This is a genomic window from Enterovirga sp. GCM10030262 (genome assembly GCF_042666435.1).
Lineage (GTDB): Bacteria > Pseudomonadota > Alphaproteobacteria > Sphingomonadales > Sphingomonadaceae > Allosphingosinicella.
This window is the reverse complement of sequence record NZ_JBHTDC010000001.1, coordinates 600,112-625,391: the sequence shown is the minus strand read 5'-3', so window position 1 is coordinate 625,391 and position 25,280 is coordinate 600,112. Positions and strand designations below refer to the sequence as shown.

Here is a 25,280-nt window from a genome sequence, read left to right as displayed (position 1 = left end):
ATGCTCGCCGATCCGCTGCTCCGCCCCCGCTTCCCTCCGCCCGGCACCGCGTTTGGCCGCGCCAGTTCCGGGAAACACTAACCTCAATTCCATCCACACCCCCGCCTCCATCGCAAACGCCGCTTGCTCCCTTCGCCGTCCGGCTCTAGCGACGGCGCGATGAACGACCGGCCCTCGAACTGGATGCGCGCCGAGCCCGGCACCGCCGTCATCAGGGGCGTCAACTGGGGCGGGCTCAAGACGCTCTACCTGAAAGAGGTAAGGCGCTTCTTCAAGGTGCAGCTGCAGACGATCTGGGCGCCGGCCATCACCACCTTGCTGTTCCTCGTCATCTTCACCGTCGCCCTGGGCCGCGCCGGGCGCGAGGTGATGGGGGTGCCGTTCGCCGATTTCCTGGCGCCCGGCCTCATCGTCATGGGCATGATCCAGAACGCCTTCGCCAATGCCAGCTTCTCTTTGCTGGTCGGCAAGATCCAGGGCAATATCGTCGATTATCTGATGCCGCCGCTGTCGACGGGCGAGCTGATCGCCGGGCTGGTCGGCGCGTCCGTGACCCGCGCCTTGCTGGTCGGCGGCGCGGTGTGGCTGATCATGCTCTTCTACCCGGGGGTCGATGTCGTGCCGAGCCATATCGGCGCGGTCGTCTGGTTCGGACTGATGGGGAGCGCGATGCTCGCCTTCCTCGGCCTCATCACATCGATCTGGGCGGAGAAGTTCGATCACGCCGCGGCGGTGACCAACTTCGTGGTCGCGCCCTTGTCGCTGCTCTCGGGCACCTTCTACTCGATCGAGAGCCTCTCGCCCGTCTTCCAGGCGGTGAGCCACGCCAACCCCTTCTTCTACATCATCTCGGGCTTCCGCTACGGTTTCCTCGGCATCGCCGACTCCCCCGTCGTGTTCGGCGCCGTCCTGCTGCTGGCGATCAACGTCGCGCTCGGCGCCTTGTGCTATTGGCTGCTCCGCTCGGGCTGGAAGCTCAAGAATTAGGGGCGTCGGTCAAGTTGACCGGCGAGTCGCTTCTCTCCTATTGGACGGCGAAGGGACGGCCTTTCGGGGCCGCCTTTCCCGCTACCGCCGCCTTTCAGGAGCCCCCCATGCCGATCACGCCGCTCATGCCCGTTTATCCCCGCTCGCCGGTGCGGCCGGTAAAGGGGGAGGGCGTCTATCTCTATGGCGAGCAGGGCGAGAAATATCTGGATTTCGCGAGCGGCATCGCGGTCAATTTGCTCGGCCACGGTCACCCGCATCTGACCAAGGCGATCCAGGAGCAGGCGGCGACATTGATCCACGTCTCCAATCTCTATGGCAGCCCGCAGGGCGAGGCCTTCGCCCAGCGCCTCGTCGACCTGACCTTCGCCGACACCGTCTTCTTCACCAATTCGGGCGCCGAGGCGGTGGAGTGCGCGATCAAGACCGCGCGCCGCTACCATCATGCCAAGGGTCAGCCCGAGAAGCACACTCTCATCACCTTCTCCAACGCCTTCCACGGCCGCACGATGGCGACGATCAGCGCCACGAACCAAGAGAAATTGCGCGACGGCTTCGCGCCCTTGCTGCCCGGGTTCACCGTCGTCGAGTTCGACAATCTCGAAGCGGCCCGCGCCGCCGTCGACGATCATAGCGCCGGCTTCCTGGTCGAGCCGATCCAGGGCGAGGGCGGCATCCGCCCGGCCAGCCAGGAGTTCATCAAGGGCCTGCGCGAGATATGCGACGCGAACGACCTGATGCTGGTGTTCGACGAGGTCCAGTGCGGCGTCGCCCGCACGGGCAAGCTCTACGCCTATGAGCATTATGGCGTGGAGCCCGACATCCTCGCCTCGGCCAAGGGCATTGGCGGCGGTTTCCCGATGGGCGCCTGCCTCGCCACCGAGAAAGCGGCGTCGGGGATGGTGATCGGCACCCACGGCTCCACTTATGGCGGCAACCCGCTCGCTTGTGCGGCGGGGCAGGCGGTGTTCGACATCGTCGCCAACGATGAATTCCTGGAGCGCGTGACCCGGATGGGCGAGCGGCTGCGCGGCGCGCTGGAGCAGATGATCCCCAATCACGACCATCTGTTCGAGAGCGTGCGCGGTCTCGGCCTGATGCTGGGGGTCAAGATGAAGACCGACAGCCGTGCCTTCGTCAGCTACCTGCGCGAACACGGCCTCCTCGCCGTCGCCGCAGGAGACAATGTGCTGCGTGTGCTGCCACCGCTCATTATCGAGGAGGCGCATGTGACCGAGTTCGTCGAGCGCCTGTCCGAGGCGGCGCGCCGCTACGAGGCGCCCAAGGCGGCTGCCTGAACATTAGAGCGCGAAATCCGAATCGTCTCCGCTCATCCTGAGGAGGGACTTCGCCAAGCTCAGCGGCTCCTCAGGATGAGCGAGTGCGGTTTCGTGCCGGTGGCCAGCGCCCCGGGCTGGTGGAAAAGCAGCGCTTCGACAAGCGCAGCCCGAACGGTAAGGGGATCGATCCGAGCGCGGATACTCGACATGCCGGCTGCGCTCCCTACATCGGCATCATGACCTCCGACCAATCCACCGCGACGCTGACCGCCCATCTCGACGAGGCGGTGGGCTTCACCCTTCCCGCCCGCCACGCCCGCGGCCGGCTGGTGCGGCTCGGCGCGGTGCTCGACGAGGTCCTCTCCGCCCACGCCTATCCGGCGCCGATCGCGCGCATCCTCTCCGAGGCGCTGACGCTCACCGCCCTGCTGGGGGCGATGCTCAAGGATGCCGGCGGCCAGCTCACGCTCCAGGCGCAGACCGAGGCGGGGATCATCGACCTGCTCGTCTGCGACTATAAAGGCGGCGAGCTGCGCGGCTATGTCCGGTTCGACAAAGAGCGGCTCGCCGAAATGCACAGCCTGCCGTCGCTGTTCGCCTTGTTCGGCAAGGGCTATCTCGCCATCACTTTCGATCAGGCGGCGAGCGGGGAACGCTATCAGGGCATCGTGCCCCTCGAAGGCGAATCGCTGGCCGAGGCGGCGCAGAGCTTCTTCAGCCAGTCGGAGCAGATACCGAGCCTGGTCCGACTGGCGGTCGACGATACCGGCCACGTCGCCGGCGGCATCCTCGTCCAGCATCTCCCCGAAGGAGAGGAGGGGCGCGACCGGCTCCATACTCGTCTCGACCATCCCGAATGGGAGCATGTCCGGGCATTGTCCGAGACGATCAAGGCGGGCGAGCTGGTCGATCCGAACCTGCCGTTCGAGACCCTGCTCTGGCGGCTCTTCCACGAAGAGGAGGAGATCAGGGTGCTGGCGGGGATTCCGCTGGAAAAGGGCTGCCGCTGCAATTTCGAACATATACGCGGCGTCATCTCCCGATTCGGAGAAGAGGAGCGGAGCGACATGGTCGACCAGGACGGCTTCATCAGCGTCGACTGCGAGTTCTGCTCGCGGGTTTTCCCGATCTCGATCAGCGACCTGGAAGCTTAGACGCGCCGGGTGTCGAGTCCGTCGATTTGAGCGAGCAAATCTGCTACAAAGGGGGTTCGTGGCACGGTGGGCCAGCCGCGATCGGGCGCGGGCGTGGGGATGCCTGCTGGTTTGGAGTGCCGCGATGACTAGGTTGAACGGCGCATTGTGCCGGGCGTTGATCGTCCTCGGCGCGGCCGCATCGATGACGGCGCCTGCCTTGACGCAGGGCCGCCTCAGCGCGCTCGCCGGGCTGGAGCCGGGCCTGTGGCAATTGCGCGACCTCGACGACGATCGCTCGGCGCCGGCTTCGATCTGCGTCGCCGACCCCGCGGTGCTGATGCAGGTCCAGCATCGCAATTCGCCTTGCTCGCGGCTGGTCATCGCCAACGACGCCGCCGGCGCCACGGTCCATTATACCTGCCCGGCGAACGGCTTCGGCCGCACGACGCTACGGGTGGAAACGCCGCGCCTCGTTCAGATCGACACCCAGGGAATCTCGGGCAACGCGCCCTTCGCCTACCGGCTCGAGGCGCGGCGGACCGGCGCCTGCCAGGGAAATCGTGTCAGCGGCCGCCGTTAACCCTCTGTTTACCATGGACCGGGTATAAGGACATCGTGCCGAGTTGGGCACGCTTTCCTCCCTAGCAGGCTTCACGGCCTCAACTGGGCCGTCCGCACCGGGCGGCCCGTTTCTTTGGGCGCCTTGCGCGCGCCCGCGCCGCGGCCTAGAGGGCCGCCTTCCATGACCCGCAGCCCTCCTCTCGCCATCGTCCTGCTCTCGGGCGGGCTCGACTCGATGGTCTCCGCCGCGATCGCGCGGGAGCAGGGATTCGGACTGCTCGCGCTCACGATCGACTATAACCAGCGCCACCGCATAGAGATCGAGGCGGCGGGGCGGATCGCCGCGCGGCTGGGCGCGGAGCGGCACATCGTGCTGCCGCTCGATCTCACCGGCTTCGGCGGCTCGGCGCTCACCGCCGACATCGACGTGCCCAAGGCCGGGGCCGAGGAGGGCGTGATCCCCGTCACCTACGTGCCGGCGCGCAACACCATCTTCCTGTCGCTCGCGCTCGGCTGGGCCGAGGCGGCGGGCGCCCGCGCCTTGTTCATCGGCGTCAACGCGCTCGATTATTCGGGCTATCCCGATTGCCGTCCCGATTTCGTCGCCGCCTTCGAGCGGCTCGCCAACCTCGCCACCCGGGCGGGGGTGGAGGGCGATGGCTTTTCGGTTCTGACGCCGCTGCTCCACATGAGCAAGGCCGACATCGCCGCCGAGGCGGCGCGGCTCGGCCTCGACGCCGGCCTCAGCTGGTCCTGCTACGATCCGACCGCGGCGGGCGAGCATTGCGGCCTGTGCGACGCCTGCCGCCTCAGGGCCAAGGGGTTCGCCGAAGCCGGCCTTCCCGACCCGACGCATTATGCGGTGCGTCCGTGAGCTACGCGGTCAAGGAAATCTTCCTGACCCTCCAGGGCGAGGGGATGCAGGCGGGGCGCCGCGCCGTCTTCCTGCGTTTCGCCGGCTGCAATCTGTGGACCGGGCGGGAGCAGGACCGGGCGACGGCGCAATGCAGCTTCTGCGATACCGATTTCGTCGGCCTGGATGGCGAGAATGGCGGTCGCTACGACGCCGCCGCGCTGGCCGGCAAGGTCTCGGCCTTGTGGGGCGGGGAAGGGCGCCGCCTGGTCGTGATCACCGGCGGCGAGCCGCTGCTCCAGCTCGACGCGCCCCTGATCGACGCCTTGCACGGCCATGGCTTCGAGATCGCGGTGGAGACCAACGGCACGCTTGCCGCGCCGCCGGGGATCGACTGGATCTGCGTCAGCCCGAAGGGGAGCACGAATATCGTCCAACGCTCGGGCGACGAATTGAAGCTGGTCTGGCCGCAACCCGAGATCGATCCCGGCGAGCTCGCGACCTGGGCGTTCGACCATCATCTGGTCCAGCCGATGGATTGCGCCGACGCGGAAGGCGCGAAAGCCGCCGCGATCGACCTGGCGATGCGCGATCCGCGCTGGAAGCTCAGCCTCCAGGCGCACAAGCTGCTGGGATTGCCCTAAGGTCGCTGCCGGCTTTTAGCGCCCCGCGACCGCCGTCATGCAGCTTTCCCGAAGCCGGTCGCGCCGCCAGCAATCCTCGTCCAGCGGGGGAAGGACGGGCATCCGGATCAGCTGGGGATTGTAGACGGCGATGCGGTCGTGGGTCGGGACCAGGCTGCTCCTCAACTCGCGCATCCGCTGCTGCGCGGTCACGTAGAACTGGCCCTTGGGCTGGGTCAGCGCCGCCTTGGCGATGTCGCTCGCGACCTGGCAGAAGCCGAACTGGGCCTGCAGCGTCGAGAAATTATTGTAGGTGGAGGTCGTATAATCGTCGAAGCGCTTCTGGCCTTCCTTGCCGTGGACGCGCTTGAAATAGGCGTTCATCGTCGAATAGGCGTCGGCCAGCTCTTTCGAATGGTGCGCCAATATGCCGTTATAATTGTCGACCGCGCGCAGATAGGGCGAGAATTGGCACTGGAGCGCGGCGACGTTCAGCCCGGCCCGCAGGTTCCACAGCAGGTGGGCGCGATATTCGGCGGCGGTGGCGCCCGGAACCGGGATTCCGACCAGCGGATCGCTGCCTTCGACCGGCCCCTTGGCGAAGCCGGGATCGGTGATGAACATCTGCGCCGGCGCCGCCTGCGAGACCGACAGGGCGATCGCGGCGGCCGCCGTCCATGCGGCCCGACCCCAGTTTCCAGCCAATTTCACGCGCATCCAAACCCCTCCAGCCGGCGGCCATGTTGGCCGCTCCCCCTGTCCCTATGCTTAACGGGGCGCCCGGGGCAATCCAGAATATGGTTTGTTTTCTGTCGCCTTCGCGGCACGGCTCGGCGGTGGGCCGGGACACGACGCCAAAAGAAAAGGCCGCCCGGGGGTTCCGGACGGCCTTTCCAAACCAGAATGACGGGTCGGAATTACATTCCGTTGGTCATGTTGGCGTCGGTGCCCATGTTCATGTCGGCGCCCATGTTGGCGTCGGTCATGTTGGCATCCATCGTCATGTTGGCGTCCATCGCCATGTTGGCGTCGGTGCCCATGGCGCCGTCGACGGCGGTGACGTCGTTGGTGGTGCCATCCATCATCGGATCGGTGGTGGTCATGTCGACCGCCATGTTGTTGACTTCGGTGTCGGCGCCGCTGTCGCAGGCGACGACGAGGAGGGCCGCGCCGGCAACCAGCGACGAGGTCAGGACGGTCTTGAGAAGGTCACGCATTTAGAAACTCCCTAGATTGATGGCTTGGGTGGGGTGGCCCCCCTTTTTTGCCAAACCGGTTTGCACAATAGACGGAAAGAGGAAGGCTCTCAAGCCTTCTATATTCTCCCCCCGAGAGAGAATAGAAAATGGTCGAGCCCCTGTTTCAGTGCCAGATCGAAACGTTTCTGCCCGTTGGACACCCCCATCTCGTCGAGGCTGGTCACTGGAAACTCCGCAATACCGCATGGCACTATCCCTGAGAAGTGGGAAAGTTCCGGAGCCACATTGATCGAGAAACCGTGCAGCGTGACCCAGCGGCGCACCCGCACGCCGATCGCGCCGATCTTCGCCTCGGTCCCCTTATGGGCCACCCAGATGCCGATCCGCCCCGGCGCGCGGAACGCCTCGACGCCGAGCCCGGCCAGCGCGCCGATCAGCCAGCCCTCCAGCGCGTGGACGAAATTGCGCACGTCGCGCCCCCGCCGGTCGAGGTCCAGCATCAGATAGCCGACCCGCTGGCCGGGGCCGTGATAGGTGTAGCGGCCGCCGCGCCCGGCGTCGAAGACGGGAAAGCCCTCGGGGTTGAACAATTCGGCCGGGTCGGCGCTGGTGCCGGCGGTGTAGAGCGGCGGATGCTCGAGCAGCCAGACCAGCTCGCGCGCGCCGCCGTCCCGGATCGCAGCCGCCCGCGCCTCCATCTCGGCCAGCGCGCCCGGATAAGGGGTGAGGCCGGGCGTGATCCGCCATTCCAGGTCCGCCGTCGCCATGGCCGGGCTTCGGCCACAGATCGGTCCGGCTTTCAAGCCTTGCTTGAAACTCCGTCCACGCGCGGGCAAAGGCGGCGGAGGAAAAGGGGCTCCGGCACATGAAATTTTCGTACAGCGCGGTCTGGGACGATGCGGCGAGGCTGCTGCGCGCCAATGCGTCGCTGCTGCTCGCCGTCGCCGGCGTGTTCCTGTTCCTGCCTTCGGTCCTCACCGGCTATTTCGCGCCCCAGCCGGCCGGCGGCGGCGAGGGGCCGACCCTGGCGATGCTGGTGGCGCACATCAACGAGAATTGGCCTTTGCTGCTCGTCGTCAACATCGTCGGCTTCGTCGGCAACCTCGCTCTGCTGATCCTCGCGCTCGACGACGACCGGCCGACGGTCGGCGCGGCGCTGAAGGCGGCGCTGCTGCTGGTGCCGCTCTATTTCCTCGTGTCCCTGGTGTCGGGCCTGATCGTGATGGCCGGCCTGTTCGCCTTCATCGTGCCGGGCCTCTACGTGATGGGCCGGGTCGCGCTCACCGGACCGGTGATCGTCGCCGAGGGCCGCCGCGGGCCGATCGCCGTCATCCGCCGCAGCTTCGCGGTCACGAAAGGACATGGCTGGGCCCTGGTCGGCCTGATCCTGATCGTCGTCCTCACCTTCTTCATCGTCAGCCTGGCGCTGACCACGGTCTTCGGCTCGATCTTCCTCCTGTTCGACAAGGCGGCCGGCGGCGGCGGAATCGGCGCTTTGCTGCTGCTCATCCTCGATGCCGCCGTCGGGACGATCTTCAACACCGTCCTCATCGTGCTGCTCGCCTCGCTCTACCGCCGGCTCGCCTCCGGGGCGCCCAGCAACGGGATCTGAGGCGCGACGTCGGCTGGAAGCAGGCCGATGGCCCGCGGATCGGGAAAGCTCTCGAAGGCGCGCCGCCAGGCCTTGAAACCGGCCTTGAGATAAGCGGGCAGCGCCGCCGGGTGATCGAGCGTGCAGGTATTGACCCGGACGCGCGCGATGCCTTCGCGCCACGCCAGCATCAGCGTCCGCGCGAACAGCCAGCCGCCATGGCCCTTGCCGGCCAGCTCCGGCACCAGCCCGAGGAAGGCGATCAAACACTCGCCCTCCTCGCGGAAGGAAAGCTCGACCAGCCCGACCTCCACGCCCGCGCGGTCGACCACCGCGTGGACCTCGCCCAAAGCGGCGGCCAGCGCCGAATCGTCCATCGCCAGCCGCGAGACCCAGAGCCAGCGCCCGCCGACCCGCTCGAACAGCAGGCGATATTGGGCCGGCGCGATGTCCGGCCAGGCTTTCAGCCGCAGCGGCGAGGCGGGCAGGGGCCGCGGCCGCGGCCGCTCGGTCATTTCGAGACAGGTGACCACCGCGCCGACATGGCCATCGGGAATCTCGATCAGGCCCATGTCGCCATCGGCGGCAGGCTCATCAGGATGGCGTCGACATTGCCGCCGGTCCTGAGGCCGAACAATGTGCCGCGGTCGTAGAGCAGGTTGAACTCGGCATAGCGCCCGCGATATTCGAGCTGCCGCGCCTTGTCGCCGTCGGTGAAAGGCGTGTCCATGCGGCGGCGCACCAGCCGGGGGAAGACGTCGAGGAAGGCCTCGCCGACATCGCGGGTGAAGGCGAAATTGCCGTCGAAATGCTCTTCGAGATGGTCGTAGAAGATGCCGCCGACGCCGCGCTGGACGCCGCGATGGGGCAGGAAGAAATACTCCTCCGCCCATTGGGAGAAGCGCGGATAATAAGTCGGGTCGTGGGCGGCGCAGGCGGCGCGGAGGCGGGCGTGGAAATCGGCCGTATCCTCCTCATAGGGGATAGGCGGATTGAGGTCGGCGCCGCCGCCGAACCAGCGTCTGGTCGTGCACAGGAAGCGCATGTTCATGTGGACGGCGGGGACGTGCGGATTGGCCATGTGCGCGACCAGGCTGATGCCGGTCGCGAAGAAGCTCGGATCCTCGCCCGCGCCATGGATGGTGGCGGCGAATTCGGGGCTGAAGCTGCCGCCGACAGTGGAGACGTTGACCCCCACTTTCTCGAACACCTCGCCCTTCATCACCCCGCGAACGCCGCCCCCGCCGGGGGTTCCGTCCGGGTCGGTGCGGTCCCATTCGATATAGTCGAACGCGGCCCCGCTTTCGGCTTCCCGCTCGACCGCCTCGAATTCCGCGCAGATGCGGTCGCGCAAGGACTCGAACCAGTCCCGAGCGCTTTGTTGTTCTTCGTCCAGCTCGATCATCCGTGACTCCCGCGCGACCCGATGCCGTGGTGTGGCGCGGCTTGCAAGCCGCGCGGCGGCCCGCGCCCGTGGATTGCGCAATCCGCAAGGGCCCATTGCGGACATTCTCTGCCAATGGCAGCATCCCGTCATGAAGTGTCGTACCCTGCTGATCGTCATCGCTGCTAGCTCGCTCGAAGGTTGTCTGTCAGCGGCTGCCGCGGGCATCACGAGCAGCATCCAGTGCGATGCGACCGAGAGCTCCGCCGAGTTCATTACCCAGATGCTGCTGGATCGCTCTAATCCCGGCGAGGCCGACGAGAAGCTGGGAGGATTGGACGAATGGGCTCACACCCAGGGGCTGGGAGGCGCAGCCTACCTGGCCGCACGATTCGGAGCCGTATCTCCATCGGCTGACCAGGATTGGCGCTTCGCGGTGAAACTCGTCGAGGCTTTCATTCCGGTCTATCGTGCGAACGATGCAGGGCTGTACCAAACCTTCTTCGCCACTTGGACGCGGCGCACGAAACAACGATGCCCTGGCTGGCGCGGCTCCTTCTTACCGTTCCCGTCTGCTATCCATTAGGGGTGAGTCGGGTGCCTGCTGGTTCCCGGCAATGAGCGACTGAATCAGCAATTCATTGCGGATGTTCGAGGCTGGTCGCTACTGTAGCGGAATGAACGCGCCAGATGACCTACTTTGGTTGATGCAATGGTATCTCGCGCAGTGCGATGAGGACTGGGAGCACCAGTTCGGTGTCACGATCGACACGCTCGACAACCCCGGATGGGGTCTGACCATCGATCTGGATGGCACCGCATTGGAAGGCCTAAACTTCACGCCAATTTACCAAGGGGTGCCTGACGCGGAAGAGCCTGTTCAGGGCGGAGACGGCGACGTCCCTTGGCTTGTTTGCCGGGTCGACGGCTCGAAGTTCAAAGGTTGGGGTGGCCCGCGCGATCTCGGCCGCCTCATTTCGGCATTCCGCTCCTGGGCGGAGGGCCAGATCGAGCAAACCGCGAACGGCACCTGAGTACGGCCCGTCGCCAGTCGTTGAGCGAACAAAAAGGGCCGCTTCGCGGCTGGCTGTCAAGGGCGATGCAGCTGGCGAGCAGCGGCACGAACGATCTCGATCAGCTCGTCCTCTTCGTGGTCGATGCCGACCGGCCTTTCTCGTCGGGGTCCAGATTTGACGCGAAGCGTCGAATGCGCGCTATCGCGCGCGATCTCGGCTGGGCTGGACCCCGGCTTTCGCCGGGGAACAGTCGCTTACATGTTTCGAGGAATAGGGCCGGACTATTTTCCTACTCGTTCTTTTTATGTTCTAAACTCCCGGATGAGCGGGGAGGGTGATTCGCGGCGGTGGAAGGCGCCGATCGGGGCGGCGGCAAAGGCGGCTTTCCTGGCGGCTCTACGCCCCGGCTCGCTGCGCCAGGAGGCGGCCGCGGCGGGCGGTTATGCGCTGAACAGCTTCTATCGCGTGGCGCGGGGCGATCCGGCGTTTCGCGCCGGGTCGGACGAGGCGCACGCGGTTTCGGCCCAGGCGGAGCGGCGGCGGCCGGCGGGACCCGACGAAGCGCCGGAGACGCGGATCGTGTCGAACAACCGCCGCGTGTTGCAGCGGCGGAAGATGCGGCATGTGTGGTTCGACGAGAAGCGCCAGCAGGTGTTCCTCGCCCATTTTGCCTGGAGCTGCGACGCCACCGCCGCCGCCGCGGAAGCCGGGGGTCTGCGAGCGGACCGTTTACGCCTATCGCCGCAAGGATACGGTCTTCGCCGGGGAATTCCAGGAGGCGCTGGAGCAGGGCTATGTCCGGCTGGAGGGGGAAGCGGTGCGGCAGCGGCTGGGGGCGCAGCAGCGGCTCCGCGAGGCGATCGAGGAGGCCGAGCCGACCGCCTTGCTCTCCGGCGAGGCGGCGAACGAGTTCGAGCGCGTGATGAAGCTGCTCGCCGGGTGGGACCGGCGCGGCGGCCGGCCCGCCCCGCGGGAGTGGCGCCACGGCCATCAGAAGCGGATGAGCTTCGACGACGCGATCACGCTGCTCGACAAGCGACTCCGCGCCCTCGGCGTCAGGCGAGGCGTGCCGCCGGGGAGTCGATGGAATGAACGGGTGGGCGCCTGGGTGCCTGCCGTCTGTGCGGGCGGAGGTTCCGGAATTGGGTCACGCAAATAACGACCTCCGCGGTGCCGGAGCGCCCGTCGCCGCCCACCGAACTCAGGGCTTCGGCCACCCCTCCGTCTGCCTCAGCGCTTCGCCCAACGCGATGCCGGCGGCGACGGCGAGGTTGAGGGAGCGGGTGCCCGGCACTTGGGGAAGGCGGATGCGGAGTGCGGCGCGTTCATGGACCTCAGGCGGCGCGCCGGCGCTCTCGGAGCCCAGGAGGAGGATGTCGTCCGGCCGGAAGCGTGCCTCCGGCAACGGCACATCGCCTTTGGTCGTGAGCAGGACGACGCGGCCTGTCGCCTGGGCCTCGAACGCATCCCAGCTTTCATGCCGGGTCACGTTGGCGATCTCCGCATAATCCATGCCGGCCCTCTTGAGCGCGCGGTCCCCCCAGGGGAAGCCGCAGGGCTCGACGATGTCGACCGGCACGCCGAGGCAGGCCGCCAGCCGCAATATGGTGCCGACATTGCCCGCCTGGTCCGGCTGATAAAGCGCGATCCGCATGGGTTCTCGATAGCGCTTGGCGCGTCCGGGTCAAAATCGCTGTTGGCAAAGCGCGTCCCGCGCGGCTATCAGGCCCCGAAGCCGCAAATGGGGGTTGCCTGACGCGGCGTGTACACGAGTCGCCGCGGCAATCCGCCCATGGCGACTTTTGGCACATCCGATTTGAATCGCTGAAGGGTTGAAATGGCGACGGTTCGACATGCCGATGATACGGGTGCGGAAGCGGGGACTCCTGAAGAAGGAGGCGTCCGCCGCCGCGATTTCATCAACATCGCCGCGGTGAGCTTCGCTGGCGTGGGCGGGGTGGCGACGCTCTACCCGCTTATCACGCAGATGAATCCGTCGGCGGATGTGCTGGCTTTGTCCTCGATCGAGGTCGACGTCTCCGCGATCGAGCCGGGCCAGGCGATCAAGACCATCTTCCGCAAGCAGCCCTTGTTCGTGCGGCACCTGACGCCGCAGGAGATCCAGGCCGCCAATGCCGTGCCGATCGGCGAGCTGCGCGATCCGCAGACGCTCGCCGAGCGCACCAAGGAAGGCAAGAATCAGTGGCTGATCACGATGGGCGTCTGCACCCATCTCGGCTGCGTTCCGCTGGGCGCGGCCGAGGGCGAGAACAAAGGCGAATATGGCGGCTATTTCTGTCCCTGCCACGGCTCGCATTACGACACCGCCGCGCGCATCCGCAAAGGCCCGGCGCCCACGAACCTGCTGGTGCCGGAATATGCGTTCGCGTCCGACACATTGGTCCAGATCGGCTGAGGTAGATTGAGATGAGCTTTCCCTGGGCGGAAGAATATCGGCCGAAAAACGGCTTCATGCGGTGGATGGACGAGCGGCTGCCGCTCCCGCGCCTGGTCTGGAATTCGGTCGGCGGCGGCTATCCGGTGCCGCGCAACTTGAACCATTTCTGGAATTTCGGGGTCCTCGCGGGCGTCGCGCTTACTATCCAGATCGTCACCGGCATCATCCTGGCGATGCATTATGCGCCGACCGCCGCGGGCGCGTTCGAGTCGGTCGAGCATATCATGCGCAACGTCAATTCCGGCTGGCTGCTGCGCTACGCCCACGCCAATGGGGCGAGCTTCTTCTTCATCGTCACCTACATCCATATCTTCCGCGGCCTCTATTACGGCTCGTACAAGGCGCCGCGCGAGATGGTGTGGCTGCTCGGCCTGGTCATCTTCCTGCTGATGATGGCGACGGCGTTCATGGGCTATGTCCTTCCCTGGGGGCAGATGAGCTTCTGGGGCGCGCAGGTTATCACCGGGCTGTTCGCGGCGATTCCTTTGGTCGGGGAGCCCATCCAGCAATGGCTGCTCGGCGGCTTCGCGCCCGACCAGGCGGCGCTCAATCGCTTCTTCTCGCTCCACTACCTGCTGCCGTTCGTGATCGCGGGAGTCATCATCCTCCACATCTGGGCGCTGCACATTCCGGGATCGGGCAATCCGACGGGCGTCGACGTCAAGACCCCGCAGGACACGGTGCCCTTCCATCCTTATTATACCGCCAAGGACGGCTTCGGGCTCGGCATCTTCCTGATCGCGCTTGCATTGCTCATGTTCTTCGCGCCGAATTTCCTCGGCCATGCCGACAATTACATCCCGGCCAACCCGCTCTCGACGCCGGCGCATATCGTGCCCGAATGGTATTTCTGGCCCTTCTACGCGATCCTGCGCGCCTTCACCGTCGACTTCATCCTGCCGGCGAAATTGTGGGGCGTGATCGCGATGTTCGCGTCGATCCTGCTCTTGTTCTTCCTGCCCTGGCTCGACCGGTCGCCGGTGCGCTCGGGCAGCTACCGGCCGCGCTTCAAGCAGTTCTTCTGGCTGCTCGTCATCGACGTGCTGATCCTGGGCTGGTGCGGCGGCCTTCCCGCCGAAGAGCCGTACGTGATGCTGAGCCAGCTCGCGACCATCTATTATTTCGCGCATTTCCTCATCATATTGCCGCTCGTCTCCAGCCTGGAGAAGACGCTGCCGCTGCCCAATTCGATCACGGAAAGCGTGCTGCACGGCGAGAAAGCGGAAGCCGCGCCACTGGGCGTCCAGCCCGCGCCTGCTGAGTAAGGGGTAAGACAGGTCATGATCCGTTTGATTGGCGCCCTGGTCGGAGCCGGCTTCATCCTCGTCCTGCTGGTCTCTTTGATCACCGGCGCGAGCGCGTTCATCCAGGAGCCTCCCCAGCCGACCGTGGAACATGAATTCCACCGCGAGGCGAAGGACGTGGCTTTCGCGAGCGAAGGTCCGTTCGGCACCTTCGACCGCCAGCAGCTGCAGCGCGGCTTCCAAGTCTACAAGGAGGTCTGCGCGGCCTGCCACGGCCTCAACTTGGTCGCGTTCCGCAACCTCGAGCAGATCGGCTATAACGAGGCCGAGGTGAAGGCGATCGCCGACCAATGGGTGATCGAGGTGCCGAGCATCGATCCCAATACCGGGGAGGCCGCCACCCGCAAGGCGATCCCCGCCGATCGCTTCCCGCATCCTTATGCCAACGAAGTCGCCGGCCGCGCCGCCAACAACAACGCCTTCCCGCCCGATCTCTCGCTGATCACCAAGGCGCGCAACGGCGGCGCCGAATATATCTATTCGCTGCTCACCGGCTATCAGAACCCGCCCGCCAACCTGCCGGCGGAGAACCGCCCGGGGCAGGGGCTCCATTACAATCCCTATTTCGCGAACCTCAACATCGCGATGCCGCCGCCGATCGTCGCGGACGGCCAGGTGACCTATGCCGACGGAACCAACGCCACGGTCGACCAGATGGCGAAGGACGTGTCCGCCTTCCTCGTCTGGACCGCCGAGCCCAATCTGGAGAGCCGCCACCGCACCGGCATCGCGGTTCTGATCTTCCTGCTGATCGCGACCGGGCTCGCTTATCTGTCCTACCGCAACATCTGGGCGACGGCGAAGCGCGACGTGCGCGCCATCGGCCCGCTCGATCCGGAGAACATGGCCAAGCGCGACGCCGCCAGCCGCGAAGCGGGGATGGACGGATAAGAGCCGTCGCCTTGAGGAAGCGCGATGCCGAATGGTAACGACGACCTCAAGGCGCTGATCCGGACGATATCGGATTTTCCGCGCCCGGGCGTCCAGTTTCGCGACATCTCCACTTTGCTGCTCGACGCGGCCGGGTTCGCCGCGGCCATCGAGCGCATCGCCTTCCGGATCGAGGAGAAGCCCGATTTCGTCGCCGCCATCGAGGCGCGGGGCTTCGTCGTCGGCGCCGCGCTCGCCCAGCGGCTCGGCGTCGGGCTCCTCCTCATCCGCAAGGACGGCAAGCTGCCCGGCGCGACCATCGCCGAGGATTATCTGCTCGAATATGGCGCCGACCGCCTGACCATGCATATCGACGCCTGCGCTCCCGGCGCCCGAGTCGAGCTGGTCGACGACCTCATCGCCACCGGCGGCACGGCCGAGGCGGCGACGCGGCTGGTGCGCCGGGCGGGGGCGATCGTGCTGGGCGCGAGCTTCGTCATCGACCTGCCCGGCCTCGGCGGCGCGGAGCGGCTGCGCGAGCAGGGCTTCCCGGTGCGAAGCCTCATCGCCTTCGAAGGCGGCTGAGCGCGGCCGCAATTGTTCCGCCCCAGGAACTTGCGCCGCCGCCGACGCGTTTACAGCGGGTTGAAGGTTCAGACCCCGTTCAACCTTTCGGACGGAGTCTCCCCGCATTCCCAGGATCCATTCGGGAGAGTCGCCCATGTCCGTGCCCCGCACACTCGTCCTCGCCGCCGCCGCCACTTTGGGCCTCAGCGCCTGCACCTATGACGACGGCTACGGCTATGGCGGCCTGTCCGTCGGCTACGGCAGCGCCGGCTATTACGACCCCTATTTCGGTGGATATGGCTATGGCGATTATGGCTACGGCTATGGCGCGCCGTCTTATTATGGCTGGTACGACAATTATTATTATCCCGGCATCGGCGTCTACGTCTACGACCGAGGCGGCCGCCGCCACCGCTGGAACGACGGCCACCGCCGCTATTGGGAAGGCCGGCGCGGCTCCTGGCGCGGCGAGCGCCGGGCCGAATGGCGCGACTTCCGGCGGGATCGGCGGGACTTCCGCCAGGACCGGCGCGGCGACCGGCGCGATTTCCGACAGGACCGCCGCGAGGATCGACGTGAATTGCGCCGTGATCGCCGCGAGGATCGCCGCGACCGCCGCGATTAAGCCGGACGCCGCCGCATCAGCACGATCGAGGTGAAGGTGAGGACGGCCACGTCGTCCTGGTTGAACACGGTGACCAGGGTTCGGAACGATCCGATGTCGGGCTTGCTGCGGGACGGCGTCACCTCCGCGATCTCGCTCTCGACGCGCAAAGTGTCGCCGGGATAGACCGGCTTAAGCCAGCGGAGCTCGTCCACGCCGGGCGAGCCCAGGCCGGCCTGCGGCTCGGCGCCGAGATTCTCGACGATCATCGCCATGGTCATCGCGCAGGTATGCCAGCCGGATGCGGCGATCCGCCCGAAATGCGTCTGGGCCGCCGCCTCGTCGGAGAGGTGGAAGGGCTGCGCGTCATATTGGCGCGCGAATGCCAGCACCTCCTCGCGCGTGACATGATAGGAGCCGAACGACGCCTTCCGGCCGACTTCCAAGTCTTCGAGATAGATCATTTATGCTGCTCCCGTCATTCCCCGCGAAAGCGGGAATCTCGGTTGTCTTGTGGGATCAACGGTAGGGAGATTCCAGCTTTCGCTGGAATGACGAGGGGTGATTCCGCTCGGTTTCGCCTTACACGTTGAACCGGAACAGCATCACGTCGCCGTCCTTGGTCACATAGTCCTTGCCTTCGGACCGGAGCTTGCCGGCGTCGCGCGCGCCGCTCTCGCCGCCGCACGCCACGAAATCGTCATAGGCGATGGTCTCGGCGCGGATGAAGCCGCGTTCGAAATCGCTGTGGATTTCGCCCGCCGCCTGGGGGGCCTTCGATCCCTTTTCGACCGTCCAGGCGCGTGCTTCCTTGGGGCCGACGGTGAAGAAGGTGATGAGGTGGAGCAGATCATAGCCGGCGCGGATGATGCGGCCTAGACCGGTTTCCTCAAGACCCAGGTCGGACAGGAAGTCGGCGCGGTCTTCGGGCGCCATCATCGCGATCTCGGCCTCGATCGCCGCCGAGATCACGACCGCCTTCGCGCCCTCCGCCGCGGCGCGCTCGAACACCCGCGCGCTCATCGCGTTGCCGCTCGCCGCATCGCCCTCGTCGACGTTGCAGACGTAAAGGACCGGCTTGGCGGTCAGCAGCTGCGCCTGATCGAGCGCGCGCTTCTCCTCCTCGTCGGCCGGCTCGGTCAGCCGCGCGGGCTTGCTGTCGCGCAGCAACGCCAGCGCCTTGCCGAGCACGCTTGCCTGCACCTTCGCCTCCTTGTCGCCCTGCGCCGCCTTCTTGGCCGCCGCCGGCACGCGCTTCTCCAGGCTTTCGAGGTCGGCGAGCATCAATTCGGTCTCGACCGTTTCCGCATCGGCGATCGGATCGACCTTGTTCTCGACATGGGTGACGTCGCCCTCGGTGAAGCAGCGCAGCACGTGGACGATCGCGTCGACCTCGCGGATGTTGCCCAGGAACTGGTTGCCGAGCCCTTCGCCGGTCGACGCGCCGCGCACCAGCCCGGCAATGTCGACGAATTCGAGCTGGGTCTCGATGATGTTGGCCGATTTGCCGATCCTGGCGATCGTCTGGAGCCTCGGGTCCGGCACCGCGACCCGGCCGACATTGGGCTCGATCGTGCAGAACGGATAATTGGCCGCCTGCGCCGCCGCCGTCTCGGTCAGCGCGTTGAACAGGGTGGACTTGCCGACATTCGGCAGCCCGACGATACCGCAACGAAAACCCATTGGTGCTCCACTTCGTCATGCTGAACTTGTTTCAGCATCCATCTTGTCGCGGGCCGCGATGCTCGAAATTGGACCCTGAAACAAGTTCAGGGTGACGGAGAAAGGCCATTGCCCTTCACAATCTCGATTGCCGGTACTAGTTCGACCCCATGCCCGACCTTTCCGACTTCCCGATCACCGCCCGCTGGCCCGCCCGGCACCCCGAGCGCCTCCAGCTTTATTCGCTGAACACGCCCAACGGCGTCAAAGTCTCGATCATGCTGGAGGAGACGGGGCTGCCCTACGAACCCCACCTCGTCGACATCGGCGAGAACGAGACCTGGACCCCTGAATTCCTCTCGCTCAACCCCAATGGCAAGATCCCCGCGATCATAGACCCCGACGGCCCGGGCGGCCGGCCGCTGGCCCTGTTCGAATCCGGCGCGATCCTCCTCTACCTCGCCGAGAAGACGGATCGCTTCCTCCCCGCCGATCCGGCGCGGCGCTACGAGACGATCCAGTGGGTGATGTTCCAGATGGCCGCGATCGGCCCGATGTTCGGCCAGGTCGGCTTCTTCCACAAATTCGCCGGCCGCGAGTACGACGACAAGCGACCCCGCGACCGCTACGTCAACGAGAGCAAGCGTCTCCTCGGCGTCCTCGAAACCCGTCTCGAAGGCCGCGACTGGCTGATGGGCGACGACTACACCATCGCCGACATCGCCACCTTGGGCTGGGTGCGGAACCTGATCGGCTTCTACGAAGCCGGGGGCCTAGTTGAGTATGACGAGCTCAGAAACGTCCCCGCCTGGCTGGAACGCGGCCTCGCGCGGCCGGCGGTGCAGAGGGGGCTGGAGATTCCGAAGAAGCCTTGAGAGGGCCTATTCAGCGCCGGTTTTCTGCCTGTCCGTCTCTATGGCAAGGTGCTTGGTAACGCCGGCAACGAAGGCCCCGCAAGAATTGACCTCGACAGGCTCAATTCGCTTGCCCGCCATATCCTTCGAAGCTTCCAGGACGCGTTTAACCAAGTCCGCATGAGAATCCGCGCGCGCCGTCAACCGGCCAAAAAAGAATGGCGCGATGCGGCGGGCGCGTTCCTTCACCTGCGGATCGGAATCATTGGCTAGCTGACTAGCCAGTAGAAAACAGCGCACATCCCAAGAAATGTCCGGGTCGAGAGAATAGCTCGTTTGCGCACCAGCCGGAACGGCCGACAGGATCGACAGCGAAACCAGCAAAACTCTGAATGATCGTAGCATCATGGCTTCCCCGAGAACAGGTGCAGGTAGCGAACGCTCGCCATATCCACAATGGATTGCGCGCACGGCAGGAACAGCCGCTAGTATAGACCGCATGCTCTTCCGATTCGCCGTTCTCGCATTAATGGGACTCTCGCTGTCCGCTGGCCACGCGCAGGCGTCACCACCTCTTCCAGATGCTCCCGCGCCGGCGCCCAAACCCACCACCGTCCGCGTCGCGCTTCAGACCAGCCTCGGGCCGATCGTGCTGGAGTTGGAGAAGGAGCGGGCGCCGGTCACGACCGCGAATTTCCTGCGCTACGTCGACGAGAAAAGGTTCGACGGCATCGCCTTCTACCGCGCCACCAAAATAGGCGAGGGCTATGGCCTGATCCAGGGCGGCGCGAAAGGGGATGCGGCGCGCGTGCTGCCGCCGATCGCGCACGAGCCGACGTCTAAGACCGGTCTCAGCCATGTCGATGGCGCGATCTCGATGGCGCGCTATGCGCCCGGCACGGCCGATGCCGATTTCTTCATCACCATCGGCGATCTCGAATCGATGGACGCGGACCCGGCGCAGCCCGGCGACAATCAGGGGTTCGCGGTGTTCGGCCGCGTCGTCGAGGGCATGGACGTCGTCCGCCGCATCCTCGCCGCGCCGACATCGCCGACCGAGGGCGAGGGGGTGATGAAGGGGCAGATGCTGGCGAGCCCGGTGCGCATCGTGAGCGCGGCGCGGGCGGAGTAGGGGGTTCAATGCGCGGCCTCCCGCTAAGCCGACGCGGCCCTCGCCGCCGCGCCGGTGTCGCCCGGCAAGGCGACATCCGGCAGGCAATCGCGATACCAGGCCAGCGCCCGGTCGATGCGGTCGCCATGATGCGCTTCGACCGCCTCGTCGCGCTGCCGCGAATCCGCCGGCTCGAACACGGCCGAGCCGTCCTTGGCGTGCATCTTGCGCTTTTCGGCCACGCTGCGCGACAGATCCTCCAGGGACAGCCCGAGCCCGAGCGCGCGATTGGCGATCCCGGCCGCAGCGAGCGGCGACGCCGCCAGCTCCTCGTAGGAGATGATCCGGTCGCGGTCCCAGTCGCGCAGCCGCATCGCCCGATCGAACCGGCGCAATTGCAAATGATGGAGCAAGGCCGCGAAATGCGCGACCTGGTCGAGCGGGTGGCGCGAGGCCCCGGCCGCCGCGCCGAGCAGCGATACGTCGCCGGCATGGCCGGCCGCCAGATGCGCCGTAGCCCGCGCCGCGAAGGCGAGCCGTTCCCGTCCGCCCCGGAAAACCGCGCGGAGGAACGCGCGCGGCCGCATCGTCACGAACACCGCCTCTGAATCGGGATCGCACAAAGCCGGCAGCAGGTTATTCGCCCAGTTGCTCGGCTTGACCACGATCGTCTCGCTCCCCGGGGGCGACGCGAAGAGGTTGGCGCAGGCGAGGCGGACGAGCTGCCGGGTCCGGCTGTCACCCTGGTCGGAACGCGCGCCCGAGACCACCCAGTCGGCGATGTCGACCAGGCTGTTGGGCTCGCGCACCGCCAACGTCTTGCCGGGGCAGTCGAGGAGGCGAGAGAGCAAGGTCGAGCCGCCAAAGGCGCCGTGGAAGATGAACCGCCGCCTCGGCGCGGGCACCGGCTCCAGCGCGCGCAGCACGTCGTCTATGCGGCGCGTGATCGGACGGCCGGTGGCGAGCGGGGTCCGGCCGTCGACGAAGCTCGCCGCGCGCAGGATGCCGGACGAGGTCGGCAGGTAGGTCAGCCGGCTTTCGACGGGATCGACGCGGTGGAGGAGAAAAGCGGGGAGCGAAGGGGCTTCGGGGGTCTTCGCCGGCGGCATAAGCAGGGCACTCCGCGCGACCGGCCTCTCCGGTCGCCCGACTGTGTTGCTGCATTAGTCATGCCAGACACTCGGGGAAGGCTAAGCTGTTGGATTGTCTAGTCAGCGCCGGCCAAGGCTCTTTCGCCGGGTCGCGTCGATTGTTCGGAAACGCGCAGCTTTTGTCCGCCTCCGGACGCCTGGCCTGGATAGGCGGACGGCGGTTCAGGGCGACGGCGGCGCCTTGATCCGCCAGGGCGGGAAGCGGCGGTTCTCGCCGGCATGGTAGAGGCATATTTCGTTTCCCGAAGGATCGACGAGCCGTGCCTCGCGCCACAGCCAAGGCTGGTCGGCCGGCGGGTGCGCGAGCGGCAGGTCCAGCCCCGCCACGAACGCATCGACGTCGTCCACCTCGAAATAGATGATCGTGCTGCTCGCCACCGCGTCGACCCGGTGGATCGAGAGAGTCTCGCCGTTCGGAGTCTCGAACCGGGCGTAGCGCGGAGGGGAGTCGACGATCTGGGTGAGGCCGAGCCGGGTGTAGAAATCGACCGACGCGGCATAATCGGTCGTGCCGACGGTCACCTGGTTGAGCTTCATCGGCCTTCCTATCAATCCCGCAGGCGCAGCGCCACTTCGCTCATGAACCGCGCATCGTCGCCCCTGGCGAGCCACTCCGCCTCGGCGGCAAGGGCGCCGAGCAGGTCGGAGAGGTCGTCCATCTCCGTCTTGGCGTAATTGCCGAGCACATATTTGGTCACCCGGTCCTTGTGCCCGGGATGGCCGATGCCGATGCGGACGCGGCGGAAGGCGTTGCCGACATGGGCTTCGGTGGAGCGCAGGCCGTTATGGCCGGCGGTGCCGCCGCCGGTCTTCACCTTGACCTTGAAGGGGGCGAGGTCGAGCTCGTCGTGGAAGATGGTGACGTCGGCCAGGTCCTTCTTGAAGAAGTCCATCGCCGCGCGGACGGAGCGGCCGCTGTCGTTCATGAAGGTGGCGGGCTTCAGCAGCAGCACGCGCGTGCCGCCGATCCGGCCCTGCCGCGCCCAGCCCGAAAAGCTCTTCTTCGGCGGGTCGAAATCGTGCGTCTCGGCGATGGCGTCCACCGCCATGAAGCCGACATTGTGCCGGTGCATCGCATATTGCGCGCCCGGATTGCCGAGGCCCACCCAGATCTGCATCGGTTCGAAGCCGCCAATCTCCCCCGCCGTCATGCCAGCGGAGGCTGGCATCTCCCTTCTTCTCTTCAGGAAAGGAAAGAGAGATTCCAGCTTTCGCTGGAATGACGGCACGGAAATTCTCTACGCCTCGGGCTTGTCGCCGGCTGGGGCCTCGCCCTCGGCGGCTTCGTCGCCCACGGTCGGAACCTCGTCGGCTTCGGGCGCCTCGGCTTCCGCTTCGGCTTCGGCCGCGGCGTCCTCGGTCTCCATCTTCATGCCGGACGAGGGCACGATCGTCGCGATCGTGAAGTCGCGGTCGTCGATGGCGGACTTGGTCCCCTTGGGCAGGGTGACGGCCGAGATGTGGATCGAATCGCCGATGTCGAGGCCGGCCAGGTCGATCACAACCTCGTCGGGCATGTCCGACGCGTCGCAGGTGAGCTCGAGCTCGTGGCGAACCGTGTTGAGCACGCCGCCGCGCTTGATGCCGCGCGAGCCTTCCTCGTTGACGAAGCGGATCGGCACCGCGACGGTGACCGTCGAATGCTCGGAGATGCGCAGGAAGTCGACGTGCAGCGGCCGGTCGGTGACGGGATGGAACTGCACGTCCTTGGGGAGCGTGCGGGCGGTCTTGCCGCCGACGTCGACCATCACCACCGAATTCATGAAATGCCCGGTATTGAGCATCTTCATCAGCGCCTTTTCCTCGACATGGATGGCGAGGGGCTCTTCCTTGTTGCCGTAGACGACGGCGGGCACGCGGCCTTCGCGACGCATGGCGCGGGAGGCTCCCTTGCCTGCCCGTTCGCGCGTCTCGGCCGACAGCGTCAGCTGTTCGCTCATGTGAATATCCTTAAATCAATGAATCGAATATCCGCCGCGCACGCCTCCAGGGATGACCATGAACGGGGAAGCGGCGGCCTATAAGCGAGGGGAGGCGCGGAGGCAAGGGACGGGAGAGGTCATTGCACCCGCTCCGCCTTCAGCCCTTTCGCCTCCAGCATCGCCTGCACCGAATCCCGGCCCGCCAGATGCCCCGCGCCGACCGCGACCAGCACTGTCCCCGGCGTGTCGAGCCGCGCCTCCAGCCAGTCCGCCCAGGCGCGGTTGCGGTTGGTCATCAGCACCGCGCGCAACTCCGGCGACAGGCCGGTCTCGCTGTCGAAAGTGCGGGCGATCGCCTCGACGTCGCCGGCCGCCCAGGCCTTCATCATCTCCTCGAACTGCGCCTTGGCCTTCTCGGGATCGTCGATCGAGCCGACCAGGAAGGCGCGCTGCGATTCCTCGGACAATGTGTCGAAGAAGCCGAATTGCTGGGCCACCGTCTCCAGCCCGCTCATCGGCTTGTCGGCCTTGCGAAACTGCGCCGCGAGGCCCTGCTCGACGCCGGCTTCCGCCTCGAAGCCCATCGACCGGAAGCTGCTGGCGAACAGGCTCATCGCCGCCGCCCAGGTCTCCATCCGGTCGAGCGCGCGGCCGGATATGCCGGCGCTCTCGATCAGCCTGGCCAGCGCCGCGCGCTTTTCCTCGGGCACCCGCTGCATCAGCGGCGGCAGGCCGGGGGAGAGCGCCATCTCCATCATCGTCCGGCCGGTCTTGCCGAGGTCGGTGCCGGTCGCCGTCTCCAGCACCAGCTCGTCCGATTGGGCGATCGCCCGCTCCAGCGCCGCCGTCCGCCATTCCACGTCCCGGGGCAGGATGTGGATGGTGCCGAACAGATAGATGGCCGTGTCCGCGTCGGAGAGCTTCCACAAGGCCGGAGCGGCCGCCGCCGTCTCGGCCTCGGCCCGCGGCTGGGCGGTCGCGCAGGCGGCGAGCGAGACGGCCGTCGCCGCCGATATGAGCCGCGCCGACGCTCTTCGCAGACTGGACCACCAACGCATCATATTCTCTCCCGCATTCCGGTCTTGTCGCCGGGCCCGCCTGAACCCGGCCTTGCTTGACCGCCTTTCGCCCATGCGCCAAAGCGGCGCCAGATTTATTGCACTCGCGAAGGCCGCCGATTTGGGCACGAAAGCGTTAAGTTTCCAGAAGCTGATCCTGACGCTCCACGATTATTGGAGCGAGCGCGGCTGCGTCATCCTCCAGCCTTATGATGTCGAGATGGGCGCCGGCACCTTCCACCCCGCCACCACCCTGCGCGCGCTGGGGCCGGACCCGTGGAAGGCCGCCTATGTCCAGCCCAGCCGCCGCCCGACCGACGGCCGCTACGGCGAAAATCCCAACCGCCTGGGCGCTTATTACCAATATCAGGTGATCCTGAAGCCCAGCCCGCCGGACCTCCAGCAGCTTTATCTGGGCTCGCTCGCCGCGATCGGCATCGATCCTTTGCTCCACGACATTCGCTTCGTCGAGGACGATTGGGAAAGCCCGACATTGGGCGCCTGGGGCCTCGGCTGGGAAGTCTGGTGCGACGGCATGGAGGTGACGCAGTTCACCTATTTCCAGCAGGTTGGCGGCTATGATTGCAAGCCGGTCTCGGGCGAATTGACCTACGGCCTCGAACGCCTCGCAATGTATATCCAGGGCGTCGACAGCGTCTACGACCTCGCCTTCAACGATGAAGGCGTCACCTATGGCGACGTGTTCAAGGCCAACGAGCAGCAGTTCAGCGCCTATCATTTCGAGGTGGCGAATACGGACACCCTGTTCCGCGCCTTCAAGGACGCCGCCGAGGAATGCCGCGCCTGTGTCGACAAGCAGCTCCCGCTCCCCGCCTACGACCAGGCGATCAAGGCCAGCCACATCTTCAATACCCTCCAGGCGCGCGGCGTCATCTCCGTCGCCGAACGCCAGGCCTATATCGGCCGGGTGCGCGACCTGACGAAGAGCGTGGCGACCGCCTGGATGGAAAAGAACGGGTGGGTAGCGTGAGTATTGGTTCACGCGGAGGCGCGGGGGAAGAAAAGGAGGCGCGGAGGGGGCATTCGCGCGAAGCGCGCTTCCTTTCGTCCCGATTCGAAGAAATGAAG

General features: G+C 66.3%; 32 protein-coding genes. 18 read left to right on the top strand and 14 right to left on the bottom strand.

What is annotated here, in order from left to right; all coding sequences use genetic code 11:
- Positions 1-159 precede the first annotated feature (159 nt).
- The 6 genes from ACFQRC_RS03130 to queE all read left to right on the top strand — a co-directional run bounded on the left by ACFQRC_RS03130 (position 160) and on the right by queE (position 5,461).
- Positions 160-987, top strand: coding sequence for an ABC transporter permease (locus ACFQRC_RS03130; protein WP_379957651.1), 828 nt, complete (start codon positions 160-162; stop codon positions 985-987).
- Positions 988-1,094: 107 nt separating this feature from the next.
- Positions 1,095-2,285 carry an aspartate aminotransferase family protein gene (locus tag ACFQRC_RS03125; protein WP_379957649.1) on the top strand — a complete coding sequence of 397 codons (1,191 nt, stop codon included), beginning with the start codon at positions 1,095-1,097 and terminating at the stop codon, positions 2,283-2,285.
- Between the two features lie 83 nt (positions 2,286-2,368).
- Complete coding sequence (locus tag ACFQRC_RS03120) at positions 2,369-3,421, top strand: Hsp33 family molecular chaperone HslO (RefSeq protein WP_379957647.1); 1,053 nt, start codon at positions 2,369-2,371, stop codon at positions 3,419-3,421.
- A gap of 124 nt (positions 3,422-3,545) precedes the next feature.
- Entirely contained in the window at positions 3,546-3,983 is a 438-nt protein-coding gene (locus tag ACFQRC_RS03115) for a DUF3617 domain-containing protein (protein WP_379957645.1), read from the top strand.
- Positions 3,984-4,145: 162 nt separating this feature from the next.
- Positions 4,146-4,838: a 7-cyano-7-deazaguanine synthase QueC gene (queC, locus tag ACFQRC_RS03110; protein WP_379957643.1), complete on the top strand. Its 693-nt coding sequence runs from the start codon at positions 4,146-4,148 to the stop codon at positions 4,836-4,838.
- Positions 4,835-5,461 carry a 7-carboxy-7-deazaguanine synthase gene (queE, locus tag ACFQRC_RS03105; protein ID WP_379957641.1) on the top strand — a complete coding sequence of 209 codons (627 nt, stop codon included), beginning with the start codon at positions 4,835-4,837 and terminating at the stop codon, positions 5,459-5,461. Before queC ends, queE begins: the two co-directional genes overlap by 4 nt.
- Before the next feature lie 15 nt (positions 5,462-5,476).
- Here queE and ACFQRC_RS03100 read toward each other — a convergent pair whose 3' ends face one another.
- The 3 genes from ACFQRC_RS03100 to lipB all read right to left on the bottom strand — a co-directional run bounded on the left by ACFQRC_RS03100 (position 5,477) and on the right by lipB (position 7,406).
- On the bottom strand, positions 5,477-6,157 hold the full coding sequence (locus tag ACFQRC_RS03100; RefSeq protein ID WP_379957639.1) for a hypothetical protein: 681 nt from the start codon (positions 6,155-6,157) through the stop codon (positions 5,477-5,479).
- A gap of 200 nt (positions 6,158-6,357) precedes the next feature.
- The gene (locus ACFQRC_RS03095; RefSeq protein ID WP_379957637.1) at positions 6,358-6,657 is read right to left on the bottom strand and encodes a hypothetical protein; all 300 of its coding nucleotides are present in this window, start codon (positions 6,655-6,657) and stop codon (positions 6,358-6,360) included.
- Between the two features lie 98 nt (positions 6,658-6,755).
- Positions 6,756-7,406 carry a lipoyl(octanoyl) transferase LipB gene (gene lipB, locus ACFQRC_RS03090; RefSeq protein WP_379957635.1) on the bottom strand — a complete coding sequence of 217 codons (651 nt, stop codon included), beginning with the start codon at positions 7,404-7,406 and terminating at the stop codon, positions 6,756-6,758.
- Between the two features lie 98 nt (positions 7,407-7,504).
- On the opposite strand from lipB, the gene ACFQRC_RS03085 reads away from it, so the two are divergent.
- Positions 7,505-8,251, top strand: coding sequence for a hypothetical protein (locus tag ACFQRC_RS03085; protein ID WP_379957633.1), 747 nt, complete (start codon positions 7,505-7,507; stop codon positions 8,249-8,251).
- Here ACFQRC_RS03085 and ACFQRC_RS03080 read toward each other — a convergent pair.
- A complete protein-coding gene (locus ACFQRC_RS03080) occupies positions 8,209-8,802 on the bottom strand; it encodes a GNAT family N-acetyltransferase (protein ID WP_379957631.1) in 594 nt (197 codons plus the stop codon). The genes ACFQRC_RS03085 and ACFQRC_RS03080 overlap by 43 nt on opposite strands.
- Complete coding sequence (hemF, locus tag ACFQRC_RS03075) at positions 8,793-9,635, bottom strand: oxygen-dependent coproporphyrinogen oxidase (RefSeq protein WP_379957629.1); 843 nt, start codon at positions 9,633-9,635, stop codon at positions 8,793-8,795. The genes ACFQRC_RS03080 and hemF overlap by 10 nt, the downstream gene beginning before the upstream one ends.
- A gap of 130 nt (positions 9,636-9,765) precedes the next feature.
- On the opposite strand from hemF, the gene ACFQRC_RS03070 reads away from it, so the two are divergent.
- The 3 genes from ACFQRC_RS03070 (at position 9,766) to ACFQRC_RS03060 (ending at position 11,789) form a co-directional block, all read left to right on the top strand.
- Complete coding sequence (locus ACFQRC_RS03070; RefSeq protein WP_379957627.1) at positions 9,766-10,200, top strand: hypothetical protein; 435 nt, start codon at positions 9,766-9,768, stop codon at positions 10,198-10,200.
- Positions 10,201-10,321: 121 nt separating this feature from the next.
- Positions 10,322-10,648, top strand: a complete 327-nt coding sequence (locus ACFQRC_RS03065) for an immunity 53 family protein (RefSeq protein ID WP_379957625.1) — start codon at positions 10,322-10,324, stop codon at positions 10,646-10,648.
- Between the two features lie 649 nt (positions 10,649-11,297).
- Complete coding sequence (locus ACFQRC_RS03060) at positions 11,298-11,789, top strand: hypothetical protein (protein WP_379957623.1); 492 nt, start codon at positions 11,298-11,300, stop codon at positions 11,787-11,789.
- 42 nt (positions 11,790-11,831) lie between these two features.
- Here the strand turns inward: ACFQRC_RS03060 and ACFQRC_RS03055 are convergent, their stop codons facing one another.
- Complete coding sequence (locus ACFQRC_RS03055; RefSeq protein ID WP_379957621.1) at positions 11,832-12,284, bottom strand: tRNA (cytidine(34)-2'-O)-methyltransferase; 453 nt, start codon at positions 12,282-12,284, stop codon at positions 11,832-11,834.
- A 183-nt stretch (positions 12,285-12,467) separates the two neighbouring features.
- Between ACFQRC_RS03055 and petA the strand changes: the two genes are divergently transcribed.
- The 5 genes from petA (at position 12,468) to ACFQRC_RS03030 (ending at position 16,454) form a co-directional block, all read left to right on the top strand.
- Positions 12,468-13,046: a ubiquinol-cytochrome c reductase iron-sulfur subunit gene (gene petA, locus ACFQRC_RS03050; RefSeq protein ID WP_379957619.1), complete on the top strand. Its 579-nt coding sequence runs from the start codon at positions 12,468-12,470 to the stop codon at positions 13,044-13,046.
- A gap of 11 nt (positions 13,047-13,057) precedes the next feature.
- Entirely contained in the window at positions 13,058-14,353 is a 1,296-nt protein-coding gene (locus tag ACFQRC_RS03045) for a cytochrome bc complex cytochrome b subunit (protein WP_379957617.1), read from the top strand.
- 15 nt (positions 14,354-14,368) lie between these two features.
- Positions 14,369-15,283 (top strand): cytochrome c1, encoded by a 915-nt coding sequence (locus tag ACFQRC_RS03040; protein ID WP_379957615.1) that lies wholly within the window; start codon positions 14,369-14,371, stop codon positions 15,281-15,283.
- 24 nt (positions 15,284-15,307) lie between these two features.
- On the top strand, positions 15,308-15,847 hold the full coding sequence (locus ACFQRC_RS03035) for an adenine phosphoribosyltransferase (protein ID WP_379957613.1): 540 nt from the start codon (positions 15,308-15,310) through the stop codon (positions 15,845-15,847).
- A gap of 136 nt (positions 15,848-15,983) precedes the next feature.
- The gene (locus ACFQRC_RS03030; protein WP_379957611.1) at positions 15,984-16,454 is read left to right on the top strand and encodes a hypothetical protein; all 471 of its coding nucleotides are present in this window, start codon (positions 15,984-15,986) and stop codon (positions 16,452-16,454) included.
- Here the strand turns inward: ACFQRC_RS03030 and ACFQRC_RS03025 are convergent.
- Both ACFQRC_RS03025 and ychF read right to left on the bottom strand, forming a co-directional pair.
- The gene (locus tag ACFQRC_RS03025; protein ID WP_379957609.1) at positions 16,451-16,897 is read right to left on the bottom strand and encodes a MaoC family dehydratase; all 447 of its coding nucleotides are present in this window, start codon (positions 16,895-16,897) and stop codon (positions 16,451-16,453) included. The two genes, ACFQRC_RS03030 and ACFQRC_RS03025, sit on opposite strands and share 4 nt — an antisense overlap.
- A 118-nt stretch (positions 16,898-17,015) precedes the next feature.
- A complete protein-coding gene (gene ychF / locus ACFQRC_RS03020) occupies positions 17,016-18,116 on the bottom strand; it encodes a redox-regulated ATPase YchF (protein ID WP_379957607.1) in 1,101 nt (366 codons plus the stop codon).
- Positions 18,117-18,265: 149 nt separating this feature from the next.
- Here ychF and ACFQRC_RS03015 point away from each other — a divergent pair, with 149 nt between their 5' ends.
- A complete protein-coding gene (locus ACFQRC_RS03015) occupies positions 18,266-18,970 on the top strand; it encodes a glutathione S-transferase N-terminal domain-containing protein (protein WP_379957605.1) in 705 nt (234 codons plus the stop codon).
- Positions 18,971-18,976: 6 nt separating this feature from the next.
- Here the strand turns inward: ACFQRC_RS03015 and ACFQRC_RS03010 are convergent, their stop codons facing one another.
- On the bottom strand, positions 18,977-19,357 hold the full coding sequence (locus tag ACFQRC_RS03010; protein ID WP_379957603.1) for a hypothetical protein: 381 nt from the start codon (positions 19,355-19,357) through the stop codon (positions 18,977-18,979).
- 91 nt (positions 19,358-19,448) lie between these two features.
- On the opposite strand from ACFQRC_RS03010, the gene ACFQRC_RS03005 reads away from it, so the two are divergent.
- A complete protein-coding gene (locus ACFQRC_RS03005; protein ID WP_379957601.1) occupies positions 19,449-20,081 on the top strand; it encodes a peptidylprolyl isomerase in 633 nt (210 codons plus the stop codon).
- Between the two features lie 23 nt (positions 20,082-20,104).
- Here ACFQRC_RS03005 and ACFQRC_RS03000 read toward each other — a convergent pair whose 3' ends face one another.
- The 5 genes from ACFQRC_RS03000 to ACFQRC_RS02980 form a co-directional block, all read right to left on the bottom strand.
- The gene (locus tag ACFQRC_RS03000) at positions 20,105-21,169 is read right to left on the bottom strand and encodes a hypothetical protein (protein WP_379957599.1); all 1,065 of its coding nucleotides are present in this window, start codon (positions 21,167-21,169) and stop codon (positions 20,105-20,107) included.
- 204 nt (positions 21,170-21,373) lie between these two features.
- Positions 21,374-21,748 carry a VOC family protein gene (locus ACFQRC_RS02995; protein ID WP_379957597.1) on the bottom strand — a complete coding sequence of 125 codons (375 nt, stop codon included), beginning with the start codon at positions 21,746-21,748 and terminating at the stop codon, positions 21,374-21,376.
- Between the two features lie 11 nt (positions 21,749-21,759).
- Positions 21,760-22,380: an aminoacyl-tRNA hydrolase gene (pth, locus tag ACFQRC_RS02990; protein ID WP_379957595.1), complete on the bottom strand. Its 621-nt coding sequence runs from the start codon at positions 22,378-22,380 to the stop codon at positions 21,760-21,762.
- A 69-nt stretch (positions 22,381-22,449) separates the two neighbouring features.
- Positions 22,450-23,151: a 50S ribosomal protein L25/general stress protein Ctc gene (locus ACFQRC_RS02985; RefSeq protein ID WP_379957593.1), complete on the bottom strand. Its 702-nt coding sequence runs from the start codon at positions 23,149-23,151 to the stop codon at positions 22,450-22,452.
- Positions 23,152-23,270: 119 nt separating this feature from the next.
- Positions 23,271-24,194 carry a TraB/GumN family protein gene (locus ACFQRC_RS02980; protein ID WP_379957591.1) on the bottom strand — a complete coding sequence of 308 codons (924 nt, stop codon included), beginning with the start codon at positions 24,192-24,194 and terminating at the stop codon, positions 23,271-23,273.
- A gap of 118 nt (positions 24,195-24,312) precedes the next feature.
- Between ACFQRC_RS02980 and ACFQRC_RS02975 the strand changes: the two genes are divergently transcribed.
- A complete protein-coding gene (locus ACFQRC_RS02975; RefSeq protein WP_379957589.1) occupies positions 24,313-25,182 on the top strand; it encodes a glycine--tRNA ligase subunit alpha in 870 nt (289 codons plus the stop codon).
- The last annotated feature ends 98 nt before the right edge of the window (positions 25,183-25,280 follow it).

Bases quoted from the DNA above. Each gene is read 5' to 3' on its own strand.
- ACFQRC_RS03045 (WP_379957617.1), top strand. From the start codon at position 13,058: ATGAGCTTTCCCTGGGCGGAAGAATATCGGCCGAAAAACGGCTTCATG.
- ACFQRC_RS03065 (WP_379957625.1), top strand. From the start codon at position 10,322: ATGCAATGGTATCTCGCGCAGTGCGATGAGGACTGGGAGCACCAGTTC.
- ACFQRC_RS03100 (WP_379957639.1), bottom strand. From the start codon at position 6,157: ATGCGCGTGAAATTGGCTGGAAACTGGGGTCGGGCCGCATGGACGGCG.
- ACFQRC_RS03035 (WP_379957613.1), top strand. From the start codon at position 15,308: ATGCCGAATGGTAACGACGACCTCAAGGCGCTGATCCGGACGATATCG.
- ACFQRC_RS03055 (WP_379957621.1), bottom strand. From the start codon at position 12,284: ATGCGGATCGCGCTTTATCAGCCGGACCAGGCGGGCAATGTCGGCACC.
- ychF (WP_379957607.1), bottom strand. From the start codon at position 18,116: ATGGGTTTTCGTTGCGGTATCGTCGGGCTGCCGAATGTCGGCAAGTCC.
- ACFQRC_RS03115 (WP_379957645.1), top strand. From the start codon at position 3,546: ATGACTAGGTTGAACGGCGCATTGTGCCGGGCGTTGATCGTCCTCGGC.
- ACFQRC_RS03095 (WP_379957637.1), bottom strand. From the start codon at position 6,657: ATGCGTGACCTTCTCAAGACCGTCCTGACCTCGTCGCTGGTTGCCGGC.
- ACFQRC_RS03005 (WP_379957601.1), top strand. From the start codon at position 19,449: ATGCTCTTCCGATTCGCCGTTCTCGCATTAATGGGACTCTCGCTGTCC.
- ACFQRC_RS03080 (WP_379957631.1), bottom strand. From the start codon at position 8,802: ATGGGCCTGATCGAGATTCCCGATGGCCATGTCGGCGCGGTGGTCACC.
- ACFQRC_RS03070 (WP_379957627.1), top strand. From the start codon at position 9,766: ATGAAGTGTCGTACCCTGCTGATCGTCATCGCTGCTAGCTCGCTCGAA.
- ACFQRC_RS03025 (WP_379957609.1), bottom strand. From the start codon at position 16,897: ATGATCTATCTCGAAGACTTGGAAGTCGGCCGGAAGGCGTCGTTCGGC.
- queC (WP_379957643.1), top strand. From the start codon at position 4,146: ATGACCCGCAGCCCTCCTCTCGCCATCGTCCTGCTCTCGGGCGGGCTC.
- hemF (WP_379957629.1), bottom strand. From the start codon at position 9,635: ATGATCGAGCTGGACGAAGAACAACAAAGCGCTCGGGACTGGTTCGAG.
- lipB (WP_379957635.1), bottom strand. From the start codon at position 7,406: ATGGCGACGGCGGACCTGGAATGGCGGATCACGCCCGGCCTCACCCCT.
- ACFQRC_RS02985 (WP_379957593.1), bottom strand. From the start codon at position 23,151: ATGAGCGAACAGCTGACGCTGTCGGCCGAGACGCGCGAACGGGCAGGC.
- ACFQRC_RS02980 (WP_379957591.1), bottom strand. From the start codon at position 24,194: ATGATGCGTTGGTGGTCCAGTCTGCGAAGAGCGTCGGCGCGGCTCATA.
- ACFQRC_RS03085 (WP_379957633.1), top strand. From the start codon at position 7,505: ATGAAATTTTCGTACAGCGCGGTCTGGGACGATGCGGCGAGGCTGCTG.
- ACFQRC_RS03030 (WP_379957611.1), top strand. From the start codon at position 15,984: ATGTCCGTGCCCCGCACACTCGTCCTCGCCGCCGCCGCCACTTTGGGC.
- ACFQRC_RS03015 (WP_379957605.1), top strand. From the start codon at position 18,266: ATGCCCGACCTTTCCGACTTCCCGATCACCGCCCGCTGGCCCGCCCGG.
- pth (WP_379957595.1), bottom strand. From the start codon at position 22,380: ATGCCAGCCTCCGCTGGCATGACGGCGGGGGAGATTGGCGGCTTCGAA.
- ACFQRC_RS03130 (WP_379957651.1), top strand. From the start codon at position 160: ATGAACGACCGGCCCTCGAACTGGATGCGCGCCGAGCCCGGCACCGCC.
- ACFQRC_RS02995 (WP_379957597.1), bottom strand. From the start codon at position 21,748: ATGAAGCTCAACCAGGTGACCGTCGGCACGACCGATTATGCCGCGTCG.
- ACFQRC_RS03000 (WP_379957599.1), bottom strand. From the start codon at position 21,169: ATGCCGCCGGCGAAGACCCCCGAAGCCCCTTCGCTCCCCGCTTTTCTC.
- petA (WP_379957619.1), top strand. From the start codon at position 12,468: ATGGCGACGGTTCGACATGCCGATGATACGGGTGCGGAAGCGGGGACT.
- ACFQRC_RS03125 (WP_379957649.1), top strand. From the start codon at position 1,095: ATGCCGATCACGCCGCTCATGCCCGTTTATCCCCGCTCGCCGGTGCGG.
- ACFQRC_RS03040 (WP_379957615.1), top strand. From the start codon at position 14,369: ATGATCCGTTTGATTGGCGCCCTGGTCGGAGCCGGCTTCATCCTCGTC.
- ACFQRC_RS03010 (WP_379957603.1), bottom strand. From the start codon at position 19,357: ATGATGCTACGATCATTCAGAGTTTTGCTGGTTTCGCTGTCGATCCTG.